Origin of the sequence: Lutibacter sp. TH_r2, from assembly GCF_033101135.1 — a bacterium.
Lineage (GTDB): Bacteria > Bacteroidota > Bacteroidia > Flavobacteriales > Flavobacteriaceae > Lutibacter.
On sequence record NZ_JAWMPV010000002.1, the window covers coordinates 171,708 to 190,985 of the forward strand.

At 29.4% G+C, this 19,278-nt stretch carries 12 protein-coding genes; 3 read left to right on the top strand and 9 right to left on the bottom strand.

The annotated features are described in order from the left end of the window. Positions 1–4: 4 nt before the first annotated feature. The gene (gene gltB / locus R3X25_RS08180; protein ID WP_317673701.1) at positions 5–4,516 is read right to left on the bottom strand and encodes a glutamate synthase large subunit; all 4,512 of its coding nucleotides are present in this window, start codon (positions 4,514–4,516) and stop codon (positions 5–7) included. A gap of 361 nt (positions 4,517–4,877) precedes the next feature. On the opposite strand from gltB, the gene R3X25_RS08185 reads away from it, so the two are divergent. Next, positions 4,878–6,059 (top strand): hypothetical protein, encoded by a 1,182-nt coding sequence (locus R3X25_RS08185; RefSeq protein ID WP_317673703.1) that lies wholly within the window; start codon positions 4,878–4,880, stop codon positions 6,057–6,059. A gap of 174 nt (positions 6,060–6,233) precedes the next feature. Continuing rightward, positions 6,234–10,067: an acetate--CoA ligase gene (gene acs, locus R3X25_RS08190; protein WP_317673705.1), complete on the top strand. Its 3,834-nt coding sequence runs from the start codon at positions 6,234–6,236 to the stop codon at positions 10,065–10,067. Positions 10,068–10,162: 95 nt separating this feature from the next. On the opposite strand, the gene R3X25_RS08195 is transcribed toward acs, so the two are convergent. From R3X25_RS08195 to R3X25_RS08225, 7 genes are all read right to left on the bottom strand, one after another. Continuing rightward, positions 10,163–10,630 carry a hypothetical protein gene (locus tag R3X25_RS08195; RefSeq protein WP_317673707.1) on the bottom strand — a complete coding sequence of 156 codons (468 nt, stop codon included), beginning with the start codon at positions 10,628–10,630 and terminating at the stop codon, positions 10,163–10,165. A gap of 154 nt (positions 10,631–10,784) precedes the next feature. Then, a complete protein-coding gene (locus R3X25_RS08200; RefSeq protein WP_317673709.1) occupies positions 10,785–10,916 on the bottom strand; it encodes a hypothetical protein in 132 nt (43 codons plus the stop codon). Positions 10,917–11,317: 401 nt separating this feature from the next. Beyond that, positions 11,318–12,499, bottom strand: coding sequence for a THUMP-like domain-containing protein (locus tag R3X25_RS08205; protein ID WP_317673711.1), 1,182 nt, complete (start codon positions 12,497–12,499; stop codon positions 11,318–11,320). 36 nt (positions 12,500–12,535) lie between these two features. Further along, positions 12,536–13,618, bottom strand: coding sequence for an AI-2E family transporter (locus R3X25_RS08210; RefSeq protein WP_317673713.1), 1,083 nt, complete (start codon positions 13,616–13,618; stop codon positions 12,536–12,538). Positions 13,619–13,652: 34 nt separating this feature from the next. Next, entirely contained in the window at positions 13,653–15,350 is a 1,698-nt protein-coding gene (gene ggt, locus R3X25_RS08215) for a gamma-glutamyltransferase (protein WP_317673715.1), read from the bottom strand. Continuing rightward, the gene (locus tag R3X25_RS08220; RefSeq protein WP_317673717.1) at positions 15,347–15,940 is read right to left on the bottom strand and encodes an acyl carrier protein phosphodiesterase; all 594 of its coding nucleotides are present in this window, start codon (positions 15,938–15,940) and stop codon (positions 15,347–15,349) included. The genes ggt and R3X25_RS08220 overlap by 4 nt, the downstream gene beginning before the upstream one ends. Positions 15,941–16,036: 96 nt before the next feature. Beyond that, a complete protein-coding gene (locus R3X25_RS08225) occupies positions 16,037–17,002 on the bottom strand; it encodes a sugar phosphate isomerase/epimerase family protein (RefSeq protein WP_317673719.1) in 966 nt (321 codons plus the stop codon). 254 nt (positions 17,003–17,256) lie between these two features. Between R3X25_RS08225 and R3X25_RS08230 the strand changes: the two genes are divergently transcribed. Next, positions 17,257–18,000 carry a slipin family protein gene (locus R3X25_RS08230; RefSeq protein ID WP_317673721.1) on the top strand — a complete coding sequence of 248 codons (744 nt, stop codon included), beginning with the start codon at positions 17,257–17,259 and terminating at the stop codon, positions 17,998–18,000. Positions 18,001–18,071: 71 nt separating this feature from the next. On the opposite strand, the gene dnaN is transcribed toward R3X25_RS08230, so the two are convergent. Then, positions 18,072–19,190, bottom strand: coding sequence for a DNA polymerase III subunit beta (gene dnaN, locus R3X25_RS08235; RefSeq protein WP_317673723.1), 1,119 nt, complete (start codon positions 19,188–19,190; stop codon positions 18,072–18,074). Positions 19,191–19,278: the final 88 nt, after the last annotated feature.

Sequence of the window (19,278 nt, forward strand, 5' to 3'; positions counted from 1 at the left end):
TTTCTTATGCTGTTAATTCTTCAACCATTGGTTCTTCTGTTTCTAAACGTTTTAATGCTTTTTTGTATTCAATAGGCATTACCTTTACAAAGTTGCTTAAACTGTTTGGCCAATCTTTTAATAATACTTTACCACGGTTACTGTTTGTGTTTGATACATGTTTTTTAATCAAAGCTTTTAGTTCTTCAGCATCTTCATTTTCAATTGTTTCAAATTCAATTGTTTCAGTATTACACAATCCATTAGTAAATTTATTTTGAGGATCATATACATAAGCTATTCCTCCACTCATTCCTGCAGCAAAATTTCTTCCTATTTTTCCTAAAACTACTATTTTTCCTCCAGTCATATATTCACAGCAGTGATCTCCAACTCCTTCAACAACGGCTGTTGCTCCAGAATTTCTAACAGCAAACCTTTCACCAGCAATACCGTTAATGTAGGCTTCACCTTTTACTGCTCCAAATAAACAAACATTTCCTACAATTATGTTTTCTTCTGCAAGAAAAGTTGCTTTTTCAGGTTTTTTCACAATTATTTTAGCTCCAGATAATCCTTTCCCTAAGTAATCATTTGTGTTTCCATTAATTGTAAAAGTAAGGCCTGGAGCTCCAAATGCTCCAAAACTTTGACCTGCAGAACCTGTGAAATTAATATTTAGAGTGTCTTCAGGTAATCCTAAATGACCATATATTTTAGAAATTTCATTACTTAAAATTGCTCCAGTAGAACGATCTATATTACAAATAGGATAGTTTAAAACCATTTTTTCTTTTCTGTAAATTGCTCTATGTGAATCTTTTAATAATTTAAAATCAAGTACATTTTCTAATTCGTGATCTTGTTTTTCAGAATTTCTCAAAGGCATTTTTGTATAGCCTTCAGGTCTGTGTAAAATTGATGTTAAATCTAAACCTTTTGCTTTGTAATGCTTAATTGCTTTGTTTGAATCAATTTTATGAGTTTGTCCAATCATTTCTTCCATGGTACGGAAGCCTAATTGCGCCATAATACTTCTTAATTCTTCGGCAACATAATAGAAGAAATTAATTACATGTTCTGGTGTTCCTTTGAAATTTTTACGTAATTCTTTATCTTGGGTTGCAATACCAACAGGACAAGTGTTTAAATGACATTTACGCATCATAATACAGCCTGAAGCAACAAGTGGTGCGGTTGCAAAACCAAATTCTTCAGCTCCTAATAAAGCAGCAATAGCAACATCACGTCCTGTTTTTAATTGTCCATCACATTCAACAACAATTCTTGAACGTAAATCGTTCATAACTAAAGTTTGTTGAGCTTCAGCTAAACCTAGTTCCCAAGGTAATCCTGCATGTTTTAATGATGTTAGAGGAGATGCTCCTGTACCACCATCGTATCCAGAAATTAATACTACATCTGCTTTTGCTTTTGAAACACCAGCAGCAATGGTACCAACTCCAACTTCAGAAACTAATTTTACATTAATTCTGGCTTCTCTATTCGCATTTTTTAAATCGAAAATTAGTTGAGCTAAATCTTCAATAGAATAAATATCGTGGTGTGGAGGAGGAGAAATTAATCCAACAAAAGGTGTTGAGTTTCTAGCTTCAGCAATCCATGGTAATACTTTTTCACCTGGTAATTGTCCACCTTCTCCAGGTTTAGCACCTTGCGCCATTTTAATTTGAATTTCTTCAGCATTAGTTAAATAATGTGAAGTAACACCAAATCTACCTGAAGCAACTTGTTTTATTGCCGAGTTTCTACTATCTCCATTAATATCTTTTTGAAAACGTTTTCTATCTTCACCACCTTCACCAGAGTTACTTTTACCTCCAATACGGTTCATGGCAATGGCAAGGTTTTCATGTGCCTCTCTAGATATAGATCCGTAAGACATTGCACCTGTTTTAAAACGTTTTACAATATCTGTCCATGGTTCTACTTCTTCAATAGGAATAGGATCGTAGTTGTTAAATTCAAACAAACCTCTAATTGTCATTAAATTTTCAGATTGTTCATTAACAGTTTTGGCATAAACATTATAACTTGCTTGATCGCTTAATCTAACAGCTTGTTGTAATTTAGCTACAGTTGTTGGGTTAAACATGTGTCTTTCACCACCTCTTCTCCATCTGTAGTGTCCACCAATATTAAGTCCTAATCTGTTTTTAATAAGTGTTTTTGGGTAGGCATAATTGTAACGTGCTGAAATTTCTTTCTCAATTTCATACAATCCAACACCTTCAATTCTAGATGCAGTATAAGGGAAATATTTTTGAACAAATTTTGAATTGAAACCTACAATTTCAAATATTTGAGAACCTCGGTATGAATGTAATGTTGAGATTCCAATTTTATTCATAATTTTTAATAATCCTGTTCCAATTGCTTTATTAAAGTTATCTACAGCTTTTTGCTCGTCCATACCTTTTATAAAACCTTCTTGAACTTGTAAGCGAATAATTTCGTTTACCATATAAGGGTTTATAGCGCTTGCACCATAACCAAATAAAGTTGCAAATTGGTGTGGTTCTCTAGGTTCTGCAGATTCAATAATAATATCAAAGTATGAACGTTTTCTTAAACGATTCATTTGATGATTAACGTATGAGCAGGCTAATAATGCTGGTATTGGTGCCATTTCTTGGTTTGCACCTCTATCAGATAAAATAATTATATTATTTCTTTTCTCAATAGCTTTAGAAACTTGTAATATTATATCTTCAAGTGCATCTTCTAAACCATTAACACCTCTTTCTTTTTTATATAAAATTTGAATGGTAATTGCTTTAAAATCACGACCAATTTTTATGTTCCTGATTTTTTCCATATCTCTATTGGAAATAACAGGGTTTTGAATTCGAAGTTTTTTACATTGCCTTTGTGAAATACTAAAAATATTTCGGTCTTTACCTAGTGCTAGGCTAATGTCAGTAACAATTTCTTCTCTAATTCCATCTAAAGGTGGATTTGTAACTTGAGCAAAAAGTTGTTTAAAATAGTTTGAAATTAATTGAGGTCGGTCAGATAATACAGCCAAAGGAGTGTCAATACCCATAGAACCTAGTGCTTCTTTTCCTTTTTGAGCCATAGGAGTAATTACCTCTTGTATGTCTTCAATAGTGTAATTATATAAACGAGAACGTGTTTTAATGTCTAATGTTTCTATTGGACACTCTTGTTTATTATCAGGAACATCTTTTAAATGAACTCTTGTTTCATCTAACCATTCTTTATAAGGTCTTTCAGATACAATTTTGGCTTTTATTTCTTCATCTTCAATAATTCGGCCTTCATTCATATCTACCAAGAACATTTTTCCAGGTTCTAATCTACCATGTTTTTCAATATCTTCTGGGGCAATATCAACTACACCAATTTCAGACGACATAATTAATTTTCCGCTTTTAGTAACCGTATATCTAGAAGGTCTTAAACCATTTCTATCTAACAATGCTCCAATGTAATCTCCATCAGTAAAAGGTACAGAAGCTGGTCCATCCCAAGGTTCCATTAAACAAGCATTGTATTCGTAAAATGCTTTTCGTTCTTTAGACATTGTTTTGTGTTTTTCCCAGGCTTCAGGAATTAACATCATCATTACTTCTGGTAAAGAACGTCCTGAAAGAGTTAACAACTCAACAACCATATCCATTGAAGCTGAATCCGATTTTCCTGGTAAAATAATTGGGAATAATTTATCAATTTGATCTCCAAAAATGTCACTTTTCATTATTTCTTCACGCACACGCATTCTACTTACGTTTCCACGTAAAGTATTTATCTCTCCATTTTGACACATATATCTAAACGGTTGAGCTAATTCCCAAGAAGGCATTGTATTTGTTGAAAAGCGTTGATGTACAAGTGCTAATCTTGTTACTAAATCGGGTTGTTGTAAATCTATAAAGTAAGGTCCAATATCTTCAGGCATAATAATACCTTTATATATTAGAGTGGTATTGGATAAACTTGAAACATAAAAATAAGAAGCTTCAGACATTTTTGAAGCTGCAATAGTGTGTTCTGTTATTTTTCTGGCAGCGTATAATTTTGCTTTAAAATTTAAATCTTTTTTAATACGACCTTTAGTTATAAAAACCTGTTCTATTCTAGGTTCAGAAGCTAGGGCAATTTCACCTAATTGAGATGAATCAACTGGAACGGTTCTCCAGCCAAGTATTTTTAAGCCTTGGTTTAGTATTTCTTGTTCAAAAACTTCTTTACAATATCTATATTGATTACTGTTTTTAGGGAAGAAAACCATTCCAACAGCATACTCTTTTTGAGCAGGTAATTCAAACTCACAAACTCTTTGGAAATATTTATGAGGAATATCAATTAATAGGCCTGCGCCGTCTCCTGTTTTACCATCAGAACTGACTCCTCCTCGGTGCTCAAGTTTTACTAAAATTTCTAAAGCATCATGTATTATTTGATTTGTTTTTTGCCCTTTCAAGTTGCAAATGAATCCAGCTCCACAATTTTCATGTTCAAATTCTGGTAAGTACAATCCTTGTTTAATCATTAAGTAGGAAATTAGTTGTTAAATTATTTCATGTAAAAATAGCAAAAAAGGATTTTAACTCTTAACTAAACTACGAAAACGTTGTAATTAATTTAATAAAACATATAATTCAATTATAATATGATAAATGTATTTTTATGGTCATATATTTATGATATACTTATTAAAAAATAGTGGCTATATTAACTTTCTATATTGAAAAGACAGATTTAAAAGTTAAAAAAGCATATTTTTTATGGGTAAATATGAAAGAATTAAATGCTTTAATGTAATTTTTGAGTATAAATATTTATTTTCATATTGTTAAAACTAAAAATAAAATGTTAGCTTTTGCAACAAATAATAAATCAATACTAATTTTATGAAAAAACAATTTTCAATTCACTTAATACTATTTTTAAATTTTACATTATTTAGTTATAGTCAAACTACTGATTCTGATAGAGCTTTTGGAATTAAATGGAGTGGTTTTGTAAAAACCGATGTAATGTATGATACGCGTCAAACAGTAAATGCTCGAGAAGGACATTTTAATATTTTACCTTCAGTTGAAAATTTAGTTGATGGAGAAGATTTAAATAACCAATCAAATTTTAATATTTTATCTATTCATTCTCGAATAAAAGGAGCTATTACTGGTCCAGATTTTTTTGGTATGAAAACTTCTGGAGTTATTGAAGCTGCTTTTTTTGGTAATACTAATGAAACTACTGGAGAATTTAGATTAAGACATGCTTTTGTAAAATTGTCTAATAATAAAATAGATATAATAGTTGGGCAATATTGGCATCCTATGTTTGTAACTGAAGTTTTTCCTAGCGTATATTCATTTAATACAGGTGTACCATTTCAACCTTTTGCAAGAAATCCTCAAATTAGAATAACTACTAAAGGAAAGTTTAAATTTATAGGAGTTTTATATACTGAAAGAGATTTTCAAACTAGTGGAGCAAGTTTGAGTCAATCTGGAATACCTCAAGTTCATGCCCAATTACAATTTGGATCGGTTAAAAATACAATTGGAGGAGTTGGATTTAATTTTAAATCTGCTCGACCAGAACTAGGTAAAGATAATATATCAAGTACAGCCTTTGTTGCCTATTTAAGGTCAAGAATAGGTAAGGTTACTTGGAAAGCGGAAGCAACCTATGGTGAAAATATGACTGATGTATTACAAATTGGTGGTTTTGGAATTAATGGAAATGGTGATTATGTAAGTAATTCAACTTTTTCTACTTGGACTGAATTAATGGGAGATTTTTCAAATTCTAATATGGAATGGGGAATATTTGGAGGATATGCAAAAAATGGTGGTTTTGGAGAGGCTATAACTTATGTTAATGGTTTTTTTGGTAACAGTGTAGAAAGTGCTTACAGGGTTTCTCCGAGAATAGGTTGGAAATCAGGAAATTTAAAAATTGGTTTGGAAGCTGAGTATACAAACGCTCAATATGGAGGAATTAATGAGAGTGGAGATATTACATCAACAACCGATACTGTAGATAACTATAGATTATTAACTACCGCAATTTACAAGTTTTAAAGCTATTATATTAAGTAAAATAGAAAGTAAATCAGTAAATATTAAATTAAGATAGAAGTTTGTGGTAATAATTATATTACCAAACTTTTTCAATTAAAAAAACTTATAAGCAATGTAAAAATTTTATTAAAAAAAACTAACTAGTTAAATATTAAACACCTAAAAAACAATAATATGAGCTACCAAAAACATTACAATTATAGTATAGAGAATCCATTAGAATTTTGGAAAGAACAATCCAATCAATTAAAATGGTATAAAAAACCAAAAAATATTTTATCGAAAGATGAAAATGGTTTTGATAGATGGTTTGTAGATGGAACTTTAAATATGTGCTATTTAGCTTTAGATAAACACATTGAAGATGGTTATGGTGAGCAAGTAGCAATTATTTACGACTCTCCGGTAACCCAACAAAAAGTAAATTTCACATTTAATGAAGTAAAAAGTGAAGTAGCTCGTTTAGCAGGAGGATTACGTGATTTAGGTGTTAAAAAAGGTGATACAGTAATTATTTATATGCCAATGATGCCTCGTGCAGCATTTAGCATGTTGGCTTGTGCAAGAATTGGCGCAATTCATTCAGTAGTTTTTGGAGGGTTTGCACCTCATGAACTAGCAATTAGAATTGATGATTGTAAACCAAAAGCTATTATTACTGCAACTTCAGGAATGGAAATTGATCGATTAATAGCTTATAAGCCAATGGTTGATGAAGCCATTAAATTGGCAACACATAAACCAGATAAGGTAATTGTTTATCAACGTAATTTAGGAGCTAATAACCCTAAAACAGAGCGTTATATTAGCTATAAAAAGTTAGTTAAAAAGTCAAAGCCTGTTGATTGTGTTGAAATGAAATCAACCGATCCGTTATATATTTTATATACTTCTGGAACCACAGGGAAACCAAAAGGTATTATTCGTGATACAGGAGGTTATGCGACAGCTTTAAAATATTCAATGAAAAACATTTACAATGTTGAAGAGGGAGATGTTTTTTGGGCAGCATCAGACGTTGGTTGGGTTGTTGGCCATAGTTATATTGTTTATGCTCCACTTTTAAATAGAAATACTACCGTTATTTTTGAAGGTAAACCTATAAAAACACCTGATGCAAGTACTTTTTGGAGAATAATTAGTGAAAACAATGTAAAAGTTATGTTTACTGCTCCAACAGCAATTCGAGCTATAAAAAAGGAAGATCCTGATGGTGAATTATTAAAAATGTACGATTTAAGTTGTTTAAAATACCAGTTTTTGGCTGGTGAACGATGCGATGCTGCTACATTACATTGGTTGGAAGAGAAATTAAACATTCCAGTAATTGATCATTGGTGGCAAACTGAATCGGGTTGGCCAATGTTATCAAATATGATGGGAGTAGAACCATTGCCTGTAAAGCCAGGTTCTTCGGCAAAACCAGTTAGTGGATATAATATTAAAATTTTAAGTGCAGAAGGAAAAGAATTAAGTGCAAATGAAGAAGGTTTTGTGGCGGTTAAATTACCAATGCCTCCAGGAACTTTATTAAATATTTGGGGAAATACTTCTAGATATGTAGATGGGTATTTAAAAAAATTTCCAAATTATTATTTTTCGGGTGATGGAGGTTATACAGATGATGATGGTTATATATTTATAACAGGAAGGGTTGATGATGTTATTAATGTAGCCGGCCATAGATTATCAACTGCTGAAATGGAAGAAGTTGTTTCTTCAAATCCTTCGGTTGCTGAATGTGCAGTTTTTGGAATTGCAGATGAATTAAAAGGGCAAGTTCCTTTAGCATTGGTTGTTTTAAAATCGGGTGATTATGTTTCTAGTTTTGAATTAGAATTTAATATTGTTAAAGAAGTTAGAAAACAAATTGGACCTGTTGCTTCTTTAAAAAAAGTATTATTAGTTCAAAGATTACCTAAAACGCGTTCAGGAAAAATTCTTCGAAAATTATTGCGAAATATTGCTGATGGAGTAGATTATAATATCCCTTCAACAATTGATGACCCTGAAATTATCAACGAAATTACGCATGAATTCAAATTACATAAAATTGGAGTTTATGCACATGCAACAGAAGAGGAAAAACAAACATTAGCCGATTTAAAAGTTGATTCCTTCATAAAATATTATAAGTCTTACCAACACAGTGTAAATGACCCTGAAGGGTTTTGGTCTCAAATTGCTGAAAGCTTTACGTGGCGTAAAAAATGGGATAAAGTTGTTGAGTTTGATTGGGAAAAACCAAAATTTGAATGGTTTAAAGGTGCAAAATTAAATATTACTGAAAATTGTTTAGATCGTCATTTAGAAAAACGTGGAGATGATGCTGCAATTATTTGGGAACCAAACGATCCTGAAGAGTCAAATAGAATACTTACTTATAAAGAATTGCATTCTGAAGTTAGCAAATTTGCCAATGTGCTTAAAAATAAAGGCGTTGTAAAAGGTGATAGAGTTTGTGTTTATATGCCAATGGTTCCAGAATTAGCCATTGCAGTTTTAGCTTGTGCTAGAATTGGTGCAGTACATTCTGTAGTATTTGCAGGTTTCTCTGCAGTAGCACTTTCAACAAGAATTAATGATGCTTCATGTAAAATTCTATTAACTACCGATGGTGTAAATAGAGGTAGTAAAGCAGTTGATTTAAAAATTATAGCTGATGAGGCCCTAGAAACATGTCCAACTATTGAAACTTCAATTGTATTAAATAGAATTAATTCTGAAGTAACTATGGTTGCTGGTAGAGATGTTTGGTGGCACGAAGAATTAGCAAAAGTAGATGATGTTTGCCCTGCGGAAGAAATGGATGCAGAAGATATGCTGTTTATTTTATATACATCAGGCTCAACAGGTAAGCCAAAAGGAATGGTACATACTTGTGCTGGTTATATGGTGCATACTGCTTACAGTTTTAAAAATGTTTTCCAATATAATCATGGTGATGTGTATTTTTGTACCGCTGATATTGGTTGGATTACGGGTCATAGTTATATAGTTTATGGGCCTTTAGCTGCTGGTGCAACTACATTAATGTTTGAAGGAGTTCCTTCATATCCGGATTATGGGCGTTTTTGGCAAATTGTTGAAAAACATCAAGTAAATCAATTCTATACAGCGCCAACTGCAATTAGAGCATTAGCTGCTCAATCAAATGAATTAATAGAAAAGCATGATATTTCATCTATAAAAGTATTAGGAACCGTTGGCGAACCAATTAATGAAGAAGCTTGGCACTGGTACAACGAAAAAATTGGTAAACAAAAATCTCCAATTGTAGATACTTGGTGGCAAACGGAAACTGGAGGAATAATGATTTCTCCATTGGCAGGTGTTACACCTACAAAACCAACATTTGCAACAAGACCTTTACCTGGAATTCAGCCTTGTTTAGTGGATGAAAATGGAGATGAGTTAGAATCAAATCCTTCGGAAGGGAAATTATGTATAAAATATCCTTGGCCTTCAATGGCGAGGACTATTTATGGAAATCACCAACGTTATAAAGAAACATACTTTTCTGCTTTTCCGGGTAAATATTTTACAGGAGACGGATCGTTTAGAGATTTAGAAGGTAATTATAGAATTACCGGTAGAGTAGACGATGTAGTTATAGTTTCTGGTCATAATTTAGGAACAGCTCCAATAGAAAATGTTATTAATGAACATTCAAATGTTGTTGAATCTGCCATTGTTGGATATCCGCACGATATTAAAGGAAATGCTTTGTATGCGTATGTTATTGTATATGAAACACCTGAAAATGAAGATTTTTTAAAGAAAGAAATCAACGGTTTAATTGCAAGAACTATTGGACCTATTGCTAAATTGGATAAAATTCAATTTGTGTTAGGTTTACCAAAAACACGTTCAGGAAAAATTATGCGTAGAATTTTACGTAAAATAGCTGAAAATGAAACATCAAATTTAGGAGATATTTCAACTCTACTTAACCCTGATGTAGTTGCTGCTATTATGGAGGGATCATTAGTTAAATTAATTAACTAAATAAAAAAACCTTCATTTTTGAAGGTTTTTTTATGGAATTTATAAATACATATTTAATATAGTTTTGACTTATTAAAGTTGGGTGAATTTTAATTTTAGAAATCGCTACCCATGGTTTCATCCATTTCTTTTTTTAAATCTACTGCTTGGATGTATATAGAAAGTTTGCTTCTTAAATAATAAAGTATTAAAATGATGATAACTAATATTGGAATTGTATATATAAATTCAATTTCATCTAAAAATTCCTCACTGTCATAAATTACAGATATTAATTGAAATAGATAAACCGAAATAGGAATCAGTATAGCATGTACCCACCAATGTTTATTAGTGATAAACCATATAATTAGAAGAAAAAGAGGTACAAATTTTGAAAAAAAGAAATATACATAAGTTTGTGCAAGTTGATAATACCCACCTTTAATTGTACCTAGAAAAGTTTCTATTTCTGTCAAATCATCAGGTATGTTGTTATGTATATATAATAAATAAGGAGAAATACAAATAATTAATGTAATTAAACTCCCTAGAAGTAACGAAGTTTTTTTGTTTTTTTTCATGTGGGGTTTATTGCTGTAAATAATAATTAACTATAAACAAATATAGATATAATTAATGAAAAGTCAATAAATATAAGCCCAGATAAAAAAAAACCACAACTAATTATGTTGTGGTGTTATTTTTAACTTTTAGTATGATATTTTAATGAGTTTTTTATCCGTTTCTAGGTAAGATAATGTGAGATTTTTTAATTGCTTGATTATCACTAGTAGTGTAGTTTAAAACTGTTACTGCTACAAAAGCAGATACCATAAGTAATCCGAAAATTAATTTTAATTTTTTCATTTTTTGTAAGAATTAAATGATTAGTAAGAGCATCAAATGTAGAAAAATCTTACGTAAAAGCAAAAAAATTCCTGCTTAACTTTTTTAAATTTTTAAAAATCAAGTAAGAGTAAAGTGTCTTAAATTATTAATGTTCTAATAATCAATAATTTAAACCTTTTAAATTTTAATGAAAAAATTTCTATGTTGGAGATTAAAAAAGCAGTTTTATCAATATTAACTATCAGTTAATTGATGTAATAACAAATTCTCTCCGTAAAAATTTGTTATTTTAGGGACTCGCTTTATATGACAAATATAACATTAATTTTTTAAAAACAAGATGTTTAGTAAAATAATAAAAAACGTAATGTTACCTAAAAAACACTGTTTATTTGGTAAATCATGCTATTTGTTTAAATTTAGGATAAGTGTAAATTTAAGCACGCAATTATAATAAGTTTGTTTTGGTTATTAGTAGTGAAAAATAGATAATCATTTCCTCCATCTAAAATTCCTGTTTTTTTTCTGATTTGAGCTACAGAATCTGGAAAGTTTCTAGTTGTAATATTAGCTTTATTATTTTTGAGGTATTTTTTTAAAATCTTTTTGTTGTAGTTTAGAATTGAAACAATTTTAAAAGATCTACCGGGAAAATCTATTAATTCTGTTGAAGTAAATAAATGAGAATTTTTATTTAATTTTTTTACATTGAATTTCTCGGGAATAAAATTGTATCCACCACTTTTTAATATTGCTGCATTTGGTTCGTATAAATAGGTAGTAGGTTGATCAAAAATTAAAGTAGCTTCTTCACCATATTTAAAATTAAATAGTTGAGGTTTGTTTTTTGAAAAATTAATTGTTTTAATTTGTGTGGAACCAGTATATTCCTTTTCAAGTAAAAAGAGTAGTTCTTTAACTTCATTATTTACAGCTACTATACTAATTTCTTTTGTATGTTTCAGTTCATTTAAAGCACTTGTAATATCTAATATAGGAGAAACTTTTAGTAAAATATTTTTAGTTTTCTTAAATAAGAAATCTATATTTTCTGGAACATTTGGAAGGCAATCTTTTAGTAAAAAAACTTTACCTTTTAGGTCGTTTCTTCTTGAAGGATCTATATATATCCAATCTACGCTGTTTATATTATTTAAATATTCAAAACCATCTCCAGTAAAAGTTTCGATATTTACAGTATCTAGTTTGTGAAAGTTATGTTTTACAATTTGTGAAAGCTTTTTGTTTGTTTCACAATGAACTACATTTTTCATTTTTTTTGAAAAATAGTAGCTATCTACTCCAAATCCACCAGTTAAATCTACTAGTGAGTTACCCGAAACTAGGTCAGATTTATATTTTGCTGTAATTTCTGAAGAGGTTTGTTCAAGATTTAACTTATTTGGGTAATAAATTTTTTTGGCTCTAAACCACGTTGTAAGTTTTTTTTCAGCTTTATTTTTTGCTACTATTTGTTCTGCTATTTCTTGAATTGAAATAGTTTCAAAAGGACTTCCTTTTAAAATTAGTTTTGTTATATCTGATTTTAAATTTGAATTTATAAACTCTTGAACTTCCGTATTTAATATTTTTGTATTCAATAATAATTACTTGCTGTATTGTAAAATATGTTTGTATTATAGATTTTTAGTTAAAGATTTAACTATTTTATTTTCAGAAAGAAAAGCTTTTAAAATAACTTTAATTGCTGTGTATGTTGGTATAGCTACTATCATTCCAACTACGCCAAATAAAGTTCCAGCAATCATTATTACTAGAAAAATTTCTAAAGGATGTGATTTAACACTATTTGAAAATATTAAAGGTTGACTTAAAAAATTATCAATTAATTGGGCAATTAAGTACCCTATCATAACATAAATAGTGGTAGGTAAAATTTCTGTTTGAAAGTCTAAACCTAAATTACTACTCATGGTTAAAAACATCATTAAAAAACCTCCAATTAATGGTCCCAAATATGGAATTAGGTTAAGTAAAGCACATAAAAAAGCGATTACAACTGCGTTTTCTATTCCAAAAATTAATAAGGTTATAGTGTAAATTAAAAATAGAATTGTTATTTGAAATACAAGTCCAATAAAATACCTAGAAAGCAAATTTTTGATGGTTGAAACTGATTTTCTAATTTTAGATTCACTTTTATCGTGTACAATTACATAGATTGAATCTTCGACTAAATGAGTATCTTTCATAAAAAAGAAAGCAATAAAAATTACTGAAAATAAACCAATACTTAAATTACCAATGGTACCAACAATTGTGTTAAATAGATTTGGTATTTCTTTTGCATTATTAAATAAATCAGCTTTTTTAATTTCGTTTAAAATGTCAATATTACGTGCTAAAAAATAATTATTTATTTGATTTAAAAGGTTTTCAATATTTCCTTGTAATTGTTCAATGTTAAGAAGTGATAAATTTTCTCCTTGTTTTATTATTAGCGGAACAAACATACCAATTAAACCAGCAAAAATTCCTAAAATAAATAGCATTGCAATTATCACAGCAATTGTATTTGGGAGTTTTAGAGTTCTTTTAAAAAAACGGATTATTGGTCGGGCAATTAATGATAAAACAACAGCTATTGCAATGTATATAAGTATAGATTGAATTTTAAAAAGGAAATAGAGTAATAAAAAAACTCCAATTAATATTCCTATTGCTTTTAAAATTCCGTTTGTTATAGTGTTTGAAGTCATAATTTAGTGTAACTAATCGCAAATATAATGATTATTAAAAACCAACAGCCTCATCATCTCCACGTTTATCTGCTCCAGCCTCTAGTTTTTTATTTTCTAAAACTAAAATACCATTAACTTTACCAATAATAGGTGAATTTGTTTCATCTAAATTATATCCTAAATTCAATAAATTATTTTTAGTAATACTGTCAAATTTATTAGGTTCCATTTTTATAACATCAGGTAACCATTGATGGTGAAATCTAGGTTGGTCTACAGCTTGTTGCATTCCCATGTTAAACTCATGTACATTTAAAATTGTTTGTAAAACCGAAGTTATTATAGTGGAACCTCCTGGAGTTCCTAGAGACATGTATAGTTTATTGTTTTTTTCAATAATAGTTGGTGTCATGGAACTTAACATGCGTTTTTCAGGAGCAATAGAGTTTGCTTCTGCTCCAATTAATCCAAACATGTTTGGTTCTCCAGGTTTACTACTAAAATCATCCATTTCATTATTTAAAAAGAAACCTAATTCATTACAATATAATTTCGATCCATAACCACCATTTAAGGTTGTTGTTGCGGAAATTGCATTTCCAAATTGGTCTATAATAGAATAGTGTGTTGTTTCGTTACTTTCAACAATTTGAATATTACCATGTGAAACAGTTGAAGATAATGTGGCTTTTTCAAAAGAAAAAGATTCCATTCTTTTTTTTGAATAGTTTTTATCTATAAGTGTGTCAATAGGTATTTTAACAAAATCTGGATCTCCCAAAAAATAACTTCTATCTGCATAAGCTCTTCTAGAGGCTTCAGTAATAAGTTGAATAGTTTTAGTTGAGTTGTGTTTGTAATTATGTAAATCAAAGGGTTCTAGGCTATTCATTATTTGCGCTAAACAAATACCACCACTTGAAGGAGGAGACATTGAGATAACTTTTAAGTTATCGTAATTAAAAACTATTGGTTCTCTCCAAACAGCCTTGTATTTGTTTAAATCTTCGAGGGTTATTATTCCTCCTTCTTTTTGAATGAATTTAACTAATTTTTTAGCAGTTTCACCTTTATAAAATTCTTCAACTCCATTTTTTAAAATAGTTTCAAAGGTTATTGCTAAATTTTGATATTTAATGGTGTCGTTTTCTTTCCAAACATTAAAAAATGGAATAGAATCTTTATTTGTTTTTTTAAATGAAGGCAAATAACTCGCTAGTCGTTTTTCTTGTTTTTTAGTTACAACAACTCCTTTTTTTGCTAAATCAATTACTGGTTGAATAATATCTTCAATAGGTAATGAGCCAAATTTTTTATGTACTTCAAACATCCCAGCAACAGTTCCTGGTACTCCAATTGCTAAAGGTCCAATAGTGCTTTTACCTTTGATAATATTTTGATCTTTATCTAGATACATTTTTTTTGAAGCTAATAATGGTGCTTTTTCACGGTAGTCAAGCGCTCCAATTTCACCATTCTTAGTTCGATAAACCATAAACCCGCCACCGCCAAGATTACCGGCAAAAGGATATGCCACAGCTAAAGCAAATTCGGTAGCTATCATTGCGTCAAAGGCATTTCCACCTTTTTTTAAAATTTGCAACCCAATTTTTGAAGCTTCTTTTCTGGCACTAACAACTATTGCTTTTTCAGCAATTAGACCTTGGTAACTAGTTTTTTTAAAAGTTGTTATTTTTTTGCATTGAATACTTATAAATAGTATTAAAAGTAGGGTAATTAGTTTTTTCATTGTAGAGATAAATAGTGGGTTTTTTTTTCTGAAAATAAAATTAAATCTTTAAAAAAAGTGGTAAAATCATTTTCAAATTCGTTGTAATGTTCTTTTAAATCGTTGATAGCTAGATGCATTTGAGATTTTTCTTTAGTACGCTTATTCATTCCAATTAAAACACGTTCAATTCCTTCTAAAGATCTATAAGCTTCAAGCCAATTATACTGTATCATAAATGGAAGCATTTTTTGAATTCTTTCAGGAAAAATATCAATATTTTCATTTAAAAAGTTATATGTTTCTTTTGCATAAAATGGTAAAGGAGTATTAGAGTAAGCATCCCAATTTTTCGCTAAAAAGTGATCGTATAAAATATCAATAATAACTCCATCGTAATGTCTATAGCGTTCATTTAAACGGTGCATACTTTTTTTAACAATTGGATGGGTATCTGTATAAGAATCAATATATCTATGTAATAAAATTCCAATTTGAATTTCTTCTGAATAGTTTTTATAACTTTTACCTTTAACGGCATCAGCAATAAAGTTTCCAATTAGTATATTTTTGTTGCTTTTTGAAAGATAAAGATGAGCAAGTATATTCATAGAATTGATTTCATAAACAATGTTACAAAAAAAGGAGTTTATAAACAATATAAAACTTCAACAAAAATTATGATTTATTTAAAGATTTAGATGTTTTTATTGTTGAATATTTACCTGTTTCCAAGTTTTATTAATAAATTCTACATCTTTTTTAATTTTATGCACTATTTTTGAAGTATCCATTGTTGGAATTTTACCATGTTCTGCACCACCTAAATCATATTCAACATGTAGTGAAATAGGAACTTGAATATTGTATTTTTTAAGTATTGAAAAATAATGGTGAAAGTCAATCATGCCTTCTCCAAGAGGTGTGTAAACAACTTTCCATTTATTATTTATTTTCTCCCATTTAAAATCTTTTAATACTATTGAGTTTATATTGGGTTTTATTAATTTAAGACCTAACTCCCAATTTTTTCCACCTTCAACAGATGCATGCATAATATCGTATTGAGATCCCAAATTTAATGGTGAAATATCTGATAATATTTGAGCTAAATCCCAAATAGGTGATCCAATATAAAGACCATTATGGTTTTGGTAGCCACCACTAATTCCTATTTTTTTATTAAGTTCAGCTAATTGTGTAAATTCGGTTTTTGCTTTTGTTAAATTCTCTTGAATTGAAAAACTACTGTTATATTTTAACCATCCAGTTCTATAAATTTCATAACCTAATTTTTTGGCATTTTCAAGTACAGATATATCTACAGGGTTAGTTGCAGAAATTACATTGGTAGACATCATTTTAGGTGTTAGTCCATGTAATTTCATATGTTCAGTTGCTTTTGGAAGGTCTTCTTTTACATTTTCAGGTAATACATGCCCTTTTGGTCTAACAGTTAAATCTAATCCATCAAAGCCCATTTCTTTAGCGGCAATACATGCTTCTTTATAATTTAAAAACTGTAAACATTTAGAAAAAAGAAAGAGTTCTAATTTTTTTGGAGTTTTAGAGTTTTTAAAAAGTAAATTTTCAGCTAAAATTTCAGTCGGAATTAATAAAGAACTACTAGCTAAAGAAGTTTTTGCAATAAAATCTCTTCTATTAATTTTCATAAGTTTATATGTTAACGGTTTTATATTTTATACTAATTTAAGAATAAATAATTCTAAATAGTAAAAATTGAAAGAGTAGTTTTTAAGTGGTTTATTATTTTGATAGGAACTATATAATTTGTAAATTTAAGTGAATGATAATTAACTAATTAAAAGGTTTATAGCCTATTTAATTTTTTAAAACTTTAAAGTTAAATATACTTATTATTTTGCTTTTACTATTTACAACCTCTATTTAATTTAAAATCTCAATTATGAGTTTTACCATATTTTTTAGTATTCTTTTTGCATTGTTTTTATTAGGAGGAATACGAATTATTTTTGAATATAAAAGAGCATTAAAATTTAGATTTGGAAAATATATCAAAATCCTAGAGCCAGGGTTTAGATGGGTTATTCCATTTGTTGAAACCATTCAAGTAGTTGATATACGTGTAATAACAATTAATATTGTATCACAAGAAGTTATGACTGAAGATAACGTACCTTGTAGTATTGATGGTGTTGTTTTTTTTAAAGTGAATGATCCTGAAAAAGCTGTACTTGAAGTAGAAGAATTTAATTTTGCTATAACTCAATTGTCTCAAGCAGCTTTAAGAGATGTTTGTGGAAAGGTTGAGTTAGATACCATTTTATCAAAAAGAGAAGAAATGGGGAAAAATATTAAGTCTATTGTTGAAAATGAAACTAAAGATTGGGGTATTGAAATTATGGATGTAAAAATTAAAGACATTCAATTACCTGAAAATATGAGACGCATGATGGCGAATCAAGCCGAAGCAGAGCGCTCTAGAAGAGCTCGTATTATTTTAGCACTTGCAGAGGAGCAAGCAGCAGGTAAGTTATTAGAGGCTGGTAAATTAATTGATCAATCTCCTTCAGCAATTAAATTACGTTTATATCAAACGTTGGCTAACATAGCTTCAGAAAAAAATTCAACTATTTTATTCCCATTTCCTGAAGAAGTATTACCAAGAAATAAGAAAAAACAAAAATAATTTTAATTGTATTGCAATAAAAAAACCACAACAAAAAGTTGTGGTTTTATTTATGTTTTTTGTTTGTTAAACTAGCTATTTAGCATAACTGGCATAACTAACATTGTTACAAATTCACCATCATCTACACCATCAGCAGGTGTTAAAATACCTGCGCGGTTTGGTAAACTCATTTCAATTAAAACTTCATCAGAATTTAAGTTGCTTAACATTTCGGTTAAAAAACGAGAGTTAAAACCAATTTGCATATCATCACCTTGGTACTCACAAGCTAAACGCTCTTCTGCTTTATTTGAATAATCTATATCTTCAGCTGAAATGTTTAATTCAGTTCCAGCCATTTTTAATCTAATTTGGTGTGTTGTTTTACTAGAGAAAATAGAAACACGTTTTACAGAGTTTAAAAATGTTCCTCTATCAACAGTAAGTTTATTTGGGTTTTCTTTTGGAATTACCGCTTCGTAATTTGGATATTTTCCGTCAATTAATCTACAAACTAAAACTACATTGTCAAATGTGAATTTTGCATTTGCATCATTATACTCAATAGTAACATCACTATCAATACCACCTAAAATTCCTTTTAATAAATTTAAAGGTTTTTTTGGCATAATAAATTCAGCAGCTGCATCAGCAGTAACATCTGTTCTAGAATATTTCACTAATTTGTGAGCATCAGTTGCTACAAATGTTAAACTTTCTGTACTAAATTGAAAGAATACACCACTCATTACTGGGCGTAAATCATCGTTTCCAGCAGCAAAAATAGTTTTTGAAATAGCAGTTGCTAACACATTTCCAGGAATAACAGTTGTGCTTGGTGAGCTAATTGAAACTGCTTTTGGAAATTCACTTCCATCAAAATAAGCCATATCATATTTACCGTGACTAGAGCTAATTTCAATAGTATTATTCTCTTCAGTTTTAAATGTTAAAGGCTGATTAGGAAATGTTTTTAAAGTATCTAAAAGTAAACGAGCAGAAATAGCTACTGCACCTTCTGAATCCGACTCAACTTCTATACTAGTACTCATGGTAGTTTCTAAATCTGAAGCCGAAATTTTTAATTCGTTGCTGTTAAGTTCAAACAAGAAATTATCTAAAATTGGTAAAGTATTACTGCTATTAATTACACCTCCTAAAACTTGTAATTGTTTTAGTAATTGGCTACTTGATACTATAAATTTCATCTACGTTATTTTTTATTAAGTATAACTACAAATATATTCTAAATATGTTGTATTCAAAAACATATTTATTAACACTTTTAAAGTGATA

Excerpts from the sequence above, each read along its gene's own strand:
- gltB (WP_317673701.1), bottom strand. The coding sequence starts at position 4,516 with ATGATTAAACAAGGATTGTACTTACCAGAATTTGAACATGAAAATTGT.
- R3X25_RS08185 (WP_317673703.1), top strand. The coding sequence starts at position 4,878 with ATGAAAAAACAATTTTCAATTCACTTAATACTATTTTTAAATTTTACA.
- acs (WP_317673705.1), top strand. The coding sequence starts at position 6,234 with ATGAGCTACCAAAAACATTACAATTATAGTATAGAGAATCCATTAGAA.
- R3X25_RS08195 (WP_317673707.1), bottom strand. The coding sequence starts at position 10,630 with ATGAAAAAAAACAAAAAAACTTCGTTACTTCTAGGGAGTTTAATTACA.
- R3X25_RS08200 (WP_317673709.1), bottom strand. The coding sequence starts at position 10,916 with ATGAAAAAATTAAAATTAATTTTCGGATTACTTATGGTATCTGCTTTT.
- R3X25_RS08210 (WP_317673713.1), bottom strand. The coding sequence starts at position 13,618 with ATGACTTCAAACACTATAACAAACGGAATTTTAAAAGCAATAGGAATA.
- ggt (WP_317673715.1), bottom strand. The coding sequence starts at position 15,350 with ATGAAAAAACTAATTACCCTACTTTTAATACTATTTATAAGTATTCAA.
- R3X25_RS08220 (WP_317673717.1), bottom strand. The coding sequence starts at position 15,940 with ATGAATATACTTGCTCATCTTTATCTTTCAAAAAGCAACAAAAATATA.
- R3X25_RS08225 (WP_317673719.1), bottom strand. The coding sequence starts at position 17,002 with ATGAAAATTAATAGAAGAGATTTTATTGCAAAAACTTCTTTAGCTAGT.
- R3X25_RS08230 (WP_317673721.1), top strand. The coding sequence starts at position 17,257 with ATGAGTTTTACCATATTTTTTAGTATTCTTTTTGCATTGTTTTTATTA.
- dnaN (WP_317673723.1), bottom strand. The coding sequence starts at position 19,190 with ATGAAATTTATAGTATCAAGTAGCCAATTACTAAAACAATTACAAGTT.